Source organism: uncultured Eudoraea sp. (genome assembly GCF_947258925.1).
In the GTDB taxonomy this organism is placed as follows: Bacteria; Bacteroidota; Bacteroidia; order Flavobacteriales; family Flavobacteriaceae; genus Eudoraea.
Genome location: NZ_CAMYKG010000015.1, coordinates 44,506 through 57,704 on the forward strand (window position 1 = coordinate 44,506; position 13,199 = coordinate 57,704).

A 13,199-nucleotide genomic window follows, 5' to 3' on the forward strand; every position below is an offset into this window, starting at 1 on the left:
CTACAAGTCAAGGTCTCGTTCAATTTCTTCCATTTCAATAATATCCTTTGCTTCCCGGATTGTTGGAACCAGACAGATTTCATCAGGCACCTGATCATATTCCACCTTATTTGTTACCAATACGAAAGATTTATTGGCCGCCCTGTGTGTATTTGATATCTGAAGAAATTCCAGGATATCATTTGATGTGATATTAGAGAACGAAAACAAGTTTATAATCAGATGGTCGTTTTTTATATTCTGATAAGATTTATTCAGGTTTTCCATGAATTTTTTTAAGGAAATATTTTCCTGGTATACGATGGTTGTATTACCTGCTTTATCAAAAATCATTTTGTATTTATTTAATTTTAGAAGCTAATAAATAAATCACGGCCATTCGTATTGCTACTCCATTTTCCACCTGGTTTAGAATTATGGATTGCTTGGAATCAGCCACGTCACTCGTTATCTCAACCCCTCTGTTAATGGGTCCGGGATGCATAATTACAATCTCCTTGTCCAGGTTATCCAGAATTACTTTATTTACTCCGTATTGCTGTGTATACTCCCTTGTTGTTGGAAAATAACTGATATCCAGACGTTCGTTCTGAATCCTCAACATATTGGCTACGTCGCACCAGTTTAATGCCTTTATAAGATTGGTCTCTACTTCAATTCCTAAAGATTCTATGTATTTAGGCAGTAAGGTTCTAGGGCCACATACTTTCACATTTGCACCTTGTAATTTCAGGGCAAAAATGTTTGATAAGGCCACCCTGGAATGCAGAATATCGCCTACAATTACGACGTTTTTACCTGAAACATCGCCCAATTTTTCCCGTATGGAATATGAATCCAATAATGCCTGGGTAGGATGTTCATGGGCCCCGTCACCGGCATTAACTATTGATGCATTTACATGCTTTGAAAGAAATATTCCTGCCCCAGGACTTGGATGCCTCATTACGACCATATCCACTTTCATAGAGAGAATATTATTCACTGTATCAATAAGTGTTTCACCTTTTTTTACAGATGATTGGGCGGCGGAGAAATTTAACACATCAGCAGATAACCGCTTTTCAGCAAGCTCAAAAGACAACTTGGTTCGTGTACTGCTTTCGAAGAAAATATTGGCAATGGTAATATCCCTGAGAGATGGGACTTTTTTAATGGATCTGTTAATGACCTCTTTAAAATGATCTGCAGTTTCAAATATGAGCTGAATATCCTTTTCTTTTAGATATTTAATTCCCAATAAGTGTTTAACACTCAGTTCGCTCATATTTTCCCTATTTACTTATGAGATAAATGATATCCTTTCCATCATTTTCTTTCCACATTACTTTTACTTTCTCTTCATTTATTGCGTCTACCTGCCGTCCCCGATAATTGGGCTGTATGGGCAGGTGCCTGCTAAAACGCCTGTCAATAAGCGTTAATAATTCTATTTCCCTGGGTCTTCCAAAGGATTGAATAGCTGTAAGTGCAGCACGAATACTTCGCCCGGTATAGAGAACATCATCTATCAGGACCACTTTTTTACCTTCTACTAAAAAATCAATATTGGTACTGCTTGCTTCAAGGGTTTTATCTCCTCTCCTAAAATCATCTCTGTAGAAAGTAATATCCAGGAAGCCAAGGTCTATTCGGTTAACCCCGTAATCTTCCTTAAGAATTTTAGATAAACGTTCGGCGACAAAAACTCCCCTGGGTTGCAAGCCAATTAATGCAGTTTCTGTAAAATCTAAATGACGTTCTAATAGTTGACAAGCCAGGCGGTGCAGTATAATGTTAATCTCTTTAGAAGAAAGCAATACTTTTTGACTCATGGGCTAGATAACCTACACTTTTCAATTACAAAAATAGGGATTTCTGATTAATAAATATGATGGTTTAAAATATTGTCGAGGTCTTCAGATGCAGATCTTTAGAGAATAATGCATCCAAATAAAAAAGTCCTGACTAAATTGTCAGGACTTTTAATACATCTCATAAGAGAGCCGAACTCTTGAAAACCTACTTTTTCTTCTTATCGGCTTCCATTTTGTCTTTTAATGCCTGTAACTGCTCATTAGCATCACCAAGGGTTGGTTTTGCCTCTTCTGCAGCTGCAGCAGCTTTCTTCTTAGCTACTTTAACATTGCGTTGCTCTTCTTCTTTGAATATGGCAGTGTGACTGACTACAACCCGCTTGAATTCCTTGTTAAATTCAATAATCTTAAATTCTGCCTCTTCACCTTTATTCAGCTTTTTACCATCTTCCTTTTCCATATGACGTTGAGGAATAAACGCGGTGATGTCATCATTGAAATCTATCACAGCTCCTTTATCAACTATCTCGGTGATTGCTGCTTTGTGCACTGTACCAAGAGCAAATTCCTTCTCATATTTATCCCAGGGATTTTCAGTAGTTTGTTTGTGACCTAAACTTAATTTACGCCCTTCTACATCAAGCTCCAATACTTCCACTTCCAAGGTGTCGCCAACGGTTACAAATTCTGAAGGATGCTTTATTTTCTTAGTCCATGAAAGGTCTGAAATATAAATTAATCCATCAATTCCTTCTTCCAGTTCAACGAATACCCCAAAATTGGTAAAGTTCCTGACAATACCTTTATGTCTTGAACCAACAGGATATTTAGAAGTAATATCTGTCCATGGATCTGGAGTAAGTTGCTTAATTCCTAAAGACATTTTACGATCTTCCCTGTCTAGCGTTAATACAACCGCCTCGAGTTCATCACCAACTTTTACAAAGTCCTGTGCCGATCTTAAATGTGTTGACCATGACATTTCCGAAACATGAATTAATCCTTCAACTCCTTCAGCAACTTCTAAGAAGGCCCCATAATCTGCGATTACAACCACCTTACCTTTTACTTTATCACCAATTTTAATTTCATCGCCAAGAGCATCCCATGGATGTTTCTCTAATTGCTTCAGACCCAATTGTATTCTGGATTTATTGTCATCAAAATCAAGAATAACCACATTGAGCTTCTGATCGAGTTCAACCACTTCATTAGGATGATTGATTCTACTCCATGAAAGATCCGTTATATGAACTAAACCATCAACACCACCCAAGTCTATAAATACACCGTAGGAAGTAATGTTCTTAACAATACCTTCGAGAACCTGTCCTTTTTCAAGCTGACTGATAATCTCTTTCTTCTGCTCTTCTATATCCGCCTCAATCAAGGCTTTGTGAGAGACAACGACGTTTTTGAATTCATGGTTGATCTTAACAACTTTGAATTCCATGGTCTTGCCTACATATTGATCGTAATCCCGAATAGGTTTAACATCGATCTGTGATCCCGGTAAGAATGCCTCAATTCCAAAAACATCGACAATCATACCACCCTTAGTTCTGCACTTCACAAAACCAGTTACTACTTCTTCCTTATCATGTGCTGCATTAACCCTGTCCCAGGCCATAATAGTTCGGGCCTTTCTATGGGATAATACCAACTGTCCGCTTTTATCTTCACGAATATCTATAAGAACTTCAACTTTATCACCAATCTTCAGGTCCGGGTTATATCGGAATTCATTAAGTGAAATAACACCTTCAGACTTGGCATTGATATCTATAATAGCCTCACGGTCTGTCAAATGAGTTACGACTCCTTCAACTACCTCTTCATCGGCAGTATCTACAAAGTTCTCTGCAACTAATTTTTCAAATTCTTCTAACTTGGCGTCTTCAACTCGCTCGATACCTTCTTCGTATTTCTCCCAATTAAAATTTTCCAAAAATTCTTTTGGATCCTGCTTTGGAGTCTCTACTTTTTGTTCTACTTGTACTTCGGTAGAATCTACTACCTCAGTTGTTGCTTTTTCTTCAGCCATCTGCTGATCTGATTTGTATTCCATAGTACTTTCAAGAGTTACACAATTCCTATAGAAGCTGTTATTTGAATTTTTTTAGTACTTCCTTTTCCTCTTGATTATTTGTAAAAAGGAGTGCAAAAGTACAATTAAAATGTTGTTTTGCAAAGTGGTCACTGCGAAGGTTTGGCCTATGACTACACATTTGTATAATTCTGTGTAAAATCGATGTGTATTTTGTACCTTAGTCGTTGCATTTAGTAACTATAAAAATATAAATATATGAGTGTTAAAGGAAAATATCAGGACGTCTTAAATCTAGGTGAACAATTGGGAATTAAGGATGGTAATGTATCGGAAGCAGAAGGTGTTCTAAAGATTAAGGGAGAAGCGCATACCCAATATGAAAAAGATCTTTTATGGGACAAAATTAAAGAAATTGGTGGTGAACATCCCTCTGATATAAAAGCCAACATTACAGTAGGTGACAGTTCTGTTTATCATCGTCATGTAGTAAAAAGCGGAGAATCTTTAAGCAAAATAGCTAAACACTATTATGGTGACCCAATGAAATACAAACAGATTTTTAGTGCAAATACCAATATCCTGAAAAATCCGGATATCATTCATCCAGATCAGGTATTGATTATTCCTAATTTGTAATTGTCAATAAACAAATAAAAAAGAACGCTATTCAGGCGTTCTTTTTTTGCTTTTCTATGACCTGTAAAGCATAGTAATGTATTCTTTCAAACTGTTCTTCCAGGCCCATATCACTATTATCAAAGTTTAGGGCATCAGCTGCTTTCAATAAAGGTGACATCGCCCTGTTTGAATCTATATAATCACGCTCACGAACATTTTTCAGAACCTCCTCATAGCTCACATTATCACCTTTGGCAATTAACTCTTTGTAGCGCCTTGCTGCCCTGATATCCGGAGAAGCTGTCATAAATATTTTCAATTCTGCCTTGGGAAAAACTACGGTTCCTATGTCCCTTCCATCCATAACAATCCCCTTTTTCTTTCCCATTATTTTTTGCATGCTTACTAATTTTTTACGCACCTCCGGGATTACAGCGATTTTACTGACCTGTTTAGAAACCTTCATACTTCTAATTTCTTTTTCAACGTTTTTCCCATTTAGGAACATCTCCGAGTAACCCAATTCCTCATTAAACTTAAATTCCAGTTTCGCCTCTGAAAGCAGACCGGTAAGTTTCTTAACGTCTATTTCTTTATCTATAATACATTTGTTCTGGATGGCAAACAAAGTAATCGCCCTATACATGGCGCCTGTATCTATATAAACGTAATTTAAAGCCCTGGCCAATTCTTTGGCTATGGTACTTTTCCCCGTTGAAGAGTAACCGTCAATTGCAATTATAATTTTTCTCATAAGTTTAAATTAGAGAGAAATGAATTACAGCTAAACCAAAATTCTGCCAGAAATTATTTTTTAGTCGCAGGAACAATATGCTATTGTTAATCGCGATTACAATTTCTTAGCATTCTTTACTTTCTGGTCTGTTATAGCTATATCTATTACCTCACTCATATCTGATACATAGTGAAAAGTCAGTCCTTTTAAATATTCTTCTTTAATTTCAAGGATATCTTTTCTGTTTTCTTCAGATAGGATTATCTCTTTTATTCTGGCCCTCTTAGCGGCAAGAATTTTCTCTTTAATTCCTCCTACAGGTAAAACCTTGCCTCTTAGTGTTATTTCACCAGTCATCGCCAGGCTTTTTTTGACCTTCTTTTGAGCAAATAAGGATACAAGCGAAGTAAGCATTGTAATACCGGCGCTGGGACCATCCTTTGGTGTGGCTCCCTCCGGTACATGAATATGCACATTGTATTTGTCGAAAATTTCAGGATTTATTCCAAAACTTTCAGCATTAGACTTAATGTACTCCATGGCAATGGTCGCAGATTCCTTCATCACTTTACCCAGGTTACCGGTTATATTGAGCGTACCTTTCCCTTTTGAAAGTATCGATTCTATAAATAGAATATCGCCGCCTACACTGGTCCAGGCCAAACCGGTAACAACACCAGCTATATCGTTGTTTTCATATTTGTCGCGTTCCATTCTGGGGGGACCTAATACTTTTTCGACATCTTCGCTGGTTATCTTTATATTGTACGACTCATCCACGGCTATTGATTTAGCCGCATATCGAACCATTTTCGCTATTTGTTTTTCCAGTCCGCGAACACCTGATTCCCGGGTATAGCCTTCAACAATTTTTTCCAACTGGCGCTTCCCAATTTTTAAATCTTTGGATGAGAGACCATGTTCTTTAAGTTGTTTCGGTAATAAATGTCTTTTAGCTATTTCAACCTTTTCCTCGATGGTATAGCCGGTTACATTAATAATCTCCATTCTATCGCGAAGTGCCGGTTGTATGCCAGACAGGTTATTCGCGGTAGCAATAAACATCACTTTCGAAAGATCATAACCTAATTCAAGGAAATTGTCATGGAATTCACTGTTTTGTTCAGGATCGAGTACTTCCAACATTGCCGAAGATGGATCACCCTGATGGCTGGCCCCTAATTTGTCTATTTCATCTAAAATAAAGACCGGGTTAGAGGTACCTGCTTTTTTTATGCTTTGCAGAATTCTACCGGGCATAGCTCCAATATATGTTTTGCGATGTCCTCTAATCTCAGCTTCATCCCTGAGACCACCAAGGGACATTCGCACATATTCGCGGCCCAAAGCCTCGGCAACAGATTTGCCCAATGAAGTCTTTCCAACACCGGGAGGGCCATATAGACACAGGATGGGAGATTTCATATCATTACGCAGTTTTAATACTGCTAAATATTCTATTATTCTTCGCTTAACATCTTCCAGTCCGTAATGGTCCCTATCCAGGATCTTCTGAGCTCTTTTAAGATCAAATTTATCTTTGGAATATTCGTTCCAGGGCAAATCCAGGAACAAATCCAAATAGTTTCTTTGGATAGAATATTCCGCCACCTGCGGGTTCATGCGTTGCATTTTCGCCAATTCTTTCTCAAAATGTTCACCCACAGACTTACTCCATTTTTTGAGTTTTGATTTGGCCTGCATTTCATGAATTTCCTCATCATAGGACACCCCTCCCAATTCTTCCTGAATGGTTTTCATTTGCTGATGCAGAAAATACTCCCGTTGTTGCTGATCCATATCACTTCGCACCTTGGATTGAATATCTTTCTGCAATTCCAGTTTCTGAAATTCCACATTCATATATTTCAAGGTAGCCAATGCCCTCTCCTGCAAATTGCCAATTTCGAGCAAATCCTGCTTGTCTTTTACATCGAGGTTAAGGTTGGAAGAAACAAAATTTATAAGGAAGGAATTGCTTTGAATATTCTTAATGGCAAAGGAAGCTTCACTCGGAATATTGGGGTTGTTTTTAATGATTTTCAGGGCCAGTTCCTTTATGGAATCAATAATTGCCAGAAACTCCTGATCCCCAACCTGAGGCCTTATTTCTTCCGCTTCACGAATGGTAGCCGTCATATAAGGGTCCTCCGTGAGCACTTCGGCAATCTCGAATCGTTTTTTACCCTGAATTATTACCGTGGTATTACCATCTGGCATTTTTAAAACCCGTAAGATTCTTGCAACGGTACCAAGAACATTAATATCCTTAATCCCCGGATTTTCGGTATCCTCATCTTTTTGAGAAACAACACCTATCACCTTAGATCCCTTATTAGCATCTTTGATTAGATTTATTGACGTATCTCTTCCCGCTGTAATGGGTATTACCACCCCGGGAAATAACACTGTGTTTCTGAGAGGTAAAATTGGCAGGACTTCCGGTAAGGTTTCATTATTCATCTCCTCTTCATCTTCAGGAGTTAATAATGGTATTAATTCAGAATCTTCATCAAGTCCTGGTAGCGTCATATTGTCAAAATTTAAATAATTGAAATATCCCATATCATTTTATTCGGTCATTCTGTCATTCACAGACAGTTTCTCCATTATTATTTTAGCGTATAGTTTTGGTAAAGGCCATGAACTTCAATATAATGGGCCATGGATATACGCTTTTCCAATTCATTAGGACAATTCTTGTGCCAACAAGTGGATATTTTTTAAAAAAAGTGTAACATTCCATAAATTAAGAAATCTATTATATAAAGCATTTACTTTTTGAGCCAAAATAAAGTACATACTGAAGCCTTGTTACAATTGTGTCTGGAAGGAAAGCAAAGTGCACAAATGGAAATTTACAACCGTTATTACAAAGCCATGTATAATACGGCCTTTAGGATTGTAAAGGACAGTGCAGAAGCTGAAGATGTTATGCAGGAATCGTTTTTGAATGCGTTTACGAAACTGCATACGTTTAAAGGGGAAGTTACTTTCGGTGCGTGGTTAAAACGCATCGTTATAAACAAAAGCATCTATCATTACAGAAAACAAAAGAAAAAAAACGAGGTAGGATTAGATGACATTTTGTACAAGGTCGAAGATAATGATGGAATTGCCGAGGATCATGAGAGTACAGAACGAATGGCTCAAAAAGTGCTGGAAACCATGAAACAATTAAAGGACAATTACAGAATTTCTTTGACCTTACATCTAATTGAAGGTTATGATTATGAAGAGGTTAGTTCAATAATGGATATAAGTTATGCGAATTGCAGAACTACAATATCAAGGGCAAAGGAAAGTTTAAGAAAAAAAATGATAAAAGCTTAATTATGAAAGACGATCAAATAGAGGAAATGTTTAAATCCCTGGAAGGCGCTTTTGATACAAAAGAACCAGAGGCAGGTCATGAGCAAAGATTCCTGAAGAAATTGAGCGGCGAAAATGGTGTCGTAAGACTAATCCCTAAAAAGAATAGTTGGTGGAGACCATTATCGATAGCAGCTTCCATAATGTTGCTTTTTGCGGTAGGGGCATCGCTTTATACCAATCAACCAACCATTGATGAACAACTTGCTGAAATTTCTCCGGAAGTTTCACAAACCCAGTTTTATTTTGCCAGTCTTATAGAAGATCAAATTAAAGAACTGGAGAAGGAAAACACACCCGAAACCAAAAAAATTGTGGATGACGCAATGGTGCAATTAAATAAACTGGAAACAAACTATAAGAAACTTGAACAAGATCTGCTTAATGGAGGAAATAGCAAGCTAATACTGAGTGCTATGATAACAAATTTCCAAACACGGATAGATCTGATACAAGAGGTTATGGACAAAATAGAAAATATTAAAACCTATAAAACTTTCGATAATGAAAACATTACTATTTAAATATACATTAATTGCGCTTCTTTTAGTACCCATTGTGGGCGTTTCCAACAATGGCAAATTAAAAGGCAAATATTCCAAGGAGAAAACCATTAAAAAGGAATTCGATGTTAATTCAGATGCCTTATTAAAAATCAGCAATAGTTATGGAAATCTTACCTTGAATTCCTGGAACGAGAATAGAGTGGTGATAGAAGTTCATATAAAAACAAGCGGTAATAATGAATCAAAAGTTCAGGAAAAGCTTGACAAAATAACGGTGGATTTTGAAGGAGGCAGTTCTATGGTTTCCGCTAAAACGATATTCAATAAGAACAAAGGAAGCTGGGGATGGAATTGGGGGAAAAGCAATAATGTTAACATGCAAATAAACTATATTATCAAACTCCCCGTAAAAAACAGTGTTCATCTAAACAATGACTACGGGAATATTATGCTGGATCGGGTTGATGGCCATGCGAAGATTAGTTGCGATTATGGGAGATTAGAAATTGGCGAACTGCGTGGAAGGAACAATGAGCTAAAATTCGATTACACCTCGAAATCCACTATAGAATATGTTAATAGTGCTAAGATTTCTGCAGATTATTCTGGGTTTACAATTCAAAAAGCTGGAAATTTATACATTAATGCCGATTATACCAATGCTGCGATCGTTGAAATGGAAAATTTAGAATATACCAGCGATTATGGCAAATTGGAAGTAGATGAAGCAAATAATGTAGAGGGGAATGGCGATTATATAAACGTTAAGTTAGGTACCATTCATGGAAATGTAGACATTAATGCTGATTATGGTTCCGTAGCTATAGCAAATATGGCTCAGGATGCAGGTAATGTTTCAATCCGAACTGATTATACAGGCATCAAAATAGGCTATGACCCGATGTATAATTTCAATTTTGAAATTTTTACGGAATATGCCGGTGTTAGCGGGAAAGATGATTTTGACATTAGTATTAGTAAAGAGAAATCCAACGAGCGCTATTACAAAGGGTTTTACGGTAATGCGGGTAGTGAAAATATGATCTCCATAACCAGTGATTATGGTAGTATTTCGTTTAGCAAAAATTAACTGACATCCATTATATAAACACTAATAACTTAAACATACTATTATGAAAAAAATATTAACCCTAACCCTGACGCTATTCACAATCGCCCTTACCAATGCACAGTGGGGAAAGAAAATAAAAGGAAACGGTAATGTCGTTACAATTGAAAGGTCTACCGGCGAATACGATGCGATTGCGGTGTCGGGATGGTTTGATGTAATTCTTGTAGAAGGGAAAGAGGGCAGGATAAGTATCGAGGGAGAAGAAAATTTGCTCGAACATATTAAAACGGAAGTAAAAGAGGGTAAATTGGTGATCAAAGTAAAAAAAGGTTATAACCTTCAGCCTTCGTCCTGGAAAAAAGATGGTGGCATTTATGTAACTGTTCCCATAGAAAGTGTTGATGCTGTTTCCTTGTCCGGATCCGGGGATATCCTAGGAAAGAAAACCATTTCTGCTACAAATTTCAGCACAAGAATGTCGGGCTCCGGTGACATTACTCTGGATGTTGAGTCTAAAACAGTAAAAGCATCAATGTCTGGTTCGGGCGATATCAATCTAAGCGGCACAACCGAATTATTTGATGTTCAAATTTCGGGCTCCGGTGACGTGAAAGCATATGACCTTATAGCGGATACCGTAGATGCAAGTATTTCGGGGTCTGCAGATATTAGGGTAACAGCAAAAGAAATGCTGAAAGCCAGAGTATCGGGTTCAGGAGATATACATTATAGAGGGGATCCGAAAAAGATAGATAGTAAAACTTCCGGATCTGGAGATGTAACAGAAGGTTAGTAAACGATCAAAAAACGAAGAAGTAGAATACCCTGGTGGAAACATCAGGGTTTTTTATTTACCCTGGTCAGTAAAAATAACCCACTAAGAAAAAACAGCCCGAGAAATATAGTTGCGTTTCGCATACTCCCGGTATATTGCGCAATAAATCCATATAAGAAAGTGCCAATTACAATCCCCAGTTTTTCTGCAACATCATAAAAACTAAAAAAGGATGCAGTATCGGTTGTTTTCGGGATGAATTTGGAGTAAGTAGACCTGGATAAGGCCTGGATACCGCCCATAACAATTCCCACAAAACCGGCAGCAATATAGAAATCTGTTGGTGTTATTATAAAATAGGCATAAATACATATCAGAACCCAAAGAATATTTATTACCATGAGTGTCTCAATGTTTCCAAATCTTCTTGAAGCCTTTGCGGTTATAGTGGCACCAAAGATTGCAACAAGTTGTATAAGCAGTATACTTACAATTAATCCCGTTGTACGCTCATTATCTGAACCCCAGTTTATTTCCTGTTCTCCAAAATAGGTAGCAATCAACATTACGGTTTGTACAGCCATACTGTATACAAAAAAGGCTATCAAAAAACGTTTTAATTTTACCTCGTTTCCCAATTGATGCCATACCCCTTTTAATTCCTTAAATCCATTGAATATTATATTACTGCGTTTCCCACTGCGCTTAATCCCGGTTGGCAGGTGATAGAAGGTATACTGACTGAATAAAATCCACCAAATACCCACGCTAACGAACGAATATTTCATTGCCTTTATCTCGGCTACTTCAGCTGCGTCGTTTTCAATGCCAAAGATTTCCGGTTTCATTACCATAGCAAGGTTGAATAAAAGTAATATTACGCTTCCAATATAGCCCAGTGAGAATCCTTTGGCACTTATGCTATCCTGTTGTTCGGGAAAGGCTATGTCGGGTAAATAGGAATTATTAATAGCGAAACTCACCCAGAAGCCGACCAGGCTAAAAAAGTAGCAAACCAGACCGAAATATATATTTTCCAATGAAAACCAGTATAGTCCCATACAGGAGATCGCGCCCAGGTAACAAAAGAATTTCATAAAGATTTTCTTATTGCCCAGATAATCGGCAATACCCGATATGAGTGGTGTGATTAAAGCAATGAATAAAAAAGCTGCAGAAGTGAGATAACTTATCAATGGGGCCCTGGCAATTTCACCCCCAAAAACAGATACTTTTTCAATTTCAGCTATTCGGAATAGAGCACCGTAAAAAATTGGAAAAATAGCAGACGCAATAACCAGGCTATACACAGAATTAGCCCAATCATAAAATGCCCATGCATTTAATAGTTTTTTACTTCCCTTTATTGCAAAAGTTCTAGCCATTTATAAAATAAGCTGTTCTGGATGAACCACTCCGAAGATACAACTATTAGGGAAATCACAATTTAAATCATCCTATTGAAAGGAAGTTACCCCAAACTTCTGCGCTTCCTGTTTTGCCAATGGAGCCCATTGGGTTAGGTTGGCAATTCTGGTATCATTGGAAGGGTGCGTACTTAAGAACTCCGGTGGTGCCGCCCCTCCTGCGGCTACTTTCATACGTTTCCACAATTCTGCGGCCTCGTCGGGATTATATCCTGCGATGGCCATAATCTGAAGACCTATTCTATCTGCCTCGGTTTCATGACTTCGGCTAAAAGGCAACATAAGTCCCACAGTGGAACCTATACCATAGGCCTGATTAAACATATTCCTTGTTTTTGAGTCCTGTATGGCAATATTTCCTGCTACAGCTCCAATTTGCTGTAAGGTCCCGGCGCTCATGCGCTGCGCCCCGTGGTCTGCTAAGGCATGTGCAACTTCATGCCCCATTACTACTGCGACTCCTGTTTCTCCGCTGCAAATAGGAAGAATACCCGTATAGAAGACGATCTTACCTCCCGGCATACACCAGGCGTTGATTGTTGTGTCTTTTACCAAATTGTATTCCCAACGATAGTCCTTAAGATACCCGGGATACCCATTGGCTGATAACCATCTTTCAGCAGCAGAAGAAATTCGTTGTCCCACTTTTGTAATCATCTTTGCCTCTGTGGAGTTTTCAAGAACGTCATTTTGACCAAGAAAATCATCATATTGGGCAAATGCCATTGGGAAAATCTGACTGTTGGGATAGAAGTTCAGCACTTTTTGACCGGTAAACGGATTTACCTTACAAGAAGCTATTCCAAGGAATAATGCGGTAACCAGAATAATCTTTTTAGTGCTCATC

At 37.8% G+C, this 13,199-nt stretch carries 13 protein-coding genes; 5 read left to right on the forward strand and 8 right to left on the reverse strand.

The window, feature by feature from the left end:
- The 4 genes from Q0X77_RS07060 to rpsA all read right to left on the reverse strand — a co-directional run bounded on the left by Q0X77_RS07060 (position 1) and on the right by rpsA (position 3,840).
- Entirely contained in the window at positions 1-333 is a 333-nt protein-coding gene (locus Q0X77_RS07060) for a ribonuclease Z (protein ID WP_297795130.1), read from the reverse strand.
- Positions 334-340: 7 nt separating this feature from the next.
- Positions 341-1,267, reverse strand: a complete 927-nt coding sequence (locus Q0X77_RS07065) for an aspartate carbamoyltransferase catalytic subunit (RefSeq protein ID WP_297795132.1) — start codon at positions 1,265-1,267, stop codon at positions 341-343.
- A 7-nt stretch (positions 1,268-1,274) separates the two neighbouring features.
- Positions 1,275-1,814, reverse strand: a complete 540-nt coding sequence (gene pyrR / locus Q0X77_RS07070) for a bifunctional pyr operon transcriptional regulator/uracil phosphoribosyltransferase PyrR (RefSeq protein WP_297795135.1) — start codon at positions 1,812-1,814, stop codon at positions 1,275-1,277.
- Between the two features lie 187 nt (positions 1,815-2,001).
- Entirely contained in the window at positions 2,002-3,840 is a 1,839-nt protein-coding gene (gene rpsA, locus Q0X77_RS07075; RefSeq protein WP_297795231.1) for a 30S ribosomal protein S1, read from the reverse strand.
- Between the two features lie 261 nt (positions 3,841-4,101).
- On the opposite strand from rpsA, the gene Q0X77_RS07080 reads away from it, so the two are divergent.
- The gene (locus tag Q0X77_RS07080) at positions 4,102-4,482 is read left to right on the forward strand and encodes a LysM peptidoglycan-binding domain-containing protein (RefSeq protein WP_297795138.1); all 381 of its coding nucleotides are present in this window, start codon (positions 4,102-4,104) and stop codon (positions 4,480-4,482) included.
- 31 nt (positions 4,483-4,513) lie between these two features.
- On the opposite strand, the gene cmk is transcribed toward Q0X77_RS07080, so the two are convergent.
- Both cmk and lon read right to left on the reverse strand, forming a co-directional pair.
- Positions 4,514-5,218, reverse strand: a complete 705-nt coding sequence (cmk, locus tag Q0X77_RS07085; protein WP_297795141.1) for a (d)CMP kinase — start codon at positions 5,216-5,218, stop codon at positions 4,514-4,516.
- Between the two features lie 96 nt (positions 5,219-5,314).
- A complete protein-coding gene (gene lon, locus Q0X77_RS07090; protein ID WP_297795143.1) occupies positions 5,315-7,732 on the reverse strand; it encodes an endopeptidase La in 2,418 nt (805 codons plus the stop codon).
- 249 nt (positions 7,733-7,981) lie between these two features.
- Between lon and Q0X77_RS07095 the strand changes: the two genes are divergently transcribed.
- From Q0X77_RS07095 to Q0X77_RS07110, 4 genes are read left to right on the forward strand one after another with little or no spacing between them, the layout of a single operon-like run.
- Positions 7,982-8,533: an RNA polymerase sigma factor gene (locus tag Q0X77_RS07095; protein WP_297795146.1), complete on the forward strand. Its 552-nt coding sequence runs from the start codon at positions 7,982-7,984 to the stop codon at positions 8,531-8,533.
- Between the two features lie 2 nt (positions 8,534-8,535).
- Positions 8,536-9,096, forward strand: a complete 561-nt coding sequence (locus Q0X77_RS07100) for a hypothetical protein (RefSeq protein WP_297795149.1) — start codon at positions 8,536-8,538, stop codon at positions 9,094-9,096.
- Positions 9,077-10,168 carry a hypothetical protein gene (locus tag Q0X77_RS07105; protein WP_297795151.1) on the forward strand — a complete coding sequence of 364 codons (1,092 nt, stop codon included), beginning with the start codon at positions 9,077-9,079 and terminating at the stop codon, positions 10,166-10,168. Before Q0X77_RS07100 ends, Q0X77_RS07105 begins: the two co-directional genes overlap by 20 nt.
- 43 nt (positions 10,169-10,211) lie before the next feature.
- Positions 10,212-10,943 carry a head GIN domain-containing protein gene (locus Q0X77_RS07110; protein ID WP_297795154.1) on the forward strand — a complete coding sequence of 244 codons (732 nt, stop codon included), beginning with the start codon at positions 10,212-10,214 and terminating at the stop codon, positions 10,941-10,943.
- Between the two features lie 44 nt (positions 10,944-10,987).
- Here Q0X77_RS07110 and Q0X77_RS07115 read toward each other — a convergent pair whose 3' ends face one another.
- Positions 10,988-12,310 carry an MFS transporter gene (locus Q0X77_RS07115; RefSeq protein ID WP_297795156.1) on the reverse strand — a complete coding sequence of 441 codons (1,323 nt, stop codon included), beginning with the start codon at positions 12,308-12,310 and terminating at the stop codon, positions 10,988-10,990.
- Positions 12,311-12,382: 72 nt separating this feature from the next.
- Positions 12,383-13,198, reverse strand: a complete 816-nt coding sequence (locus tag Q0X77_RS07120; RefSeq protein WP_297795158.1) for a M48 family metallopeptidase — start codon at positions 13,196-13,198, stop codon at positions 12,383-12,385.
- Position 13,199 lies beyond the last annotated feature (1 nt).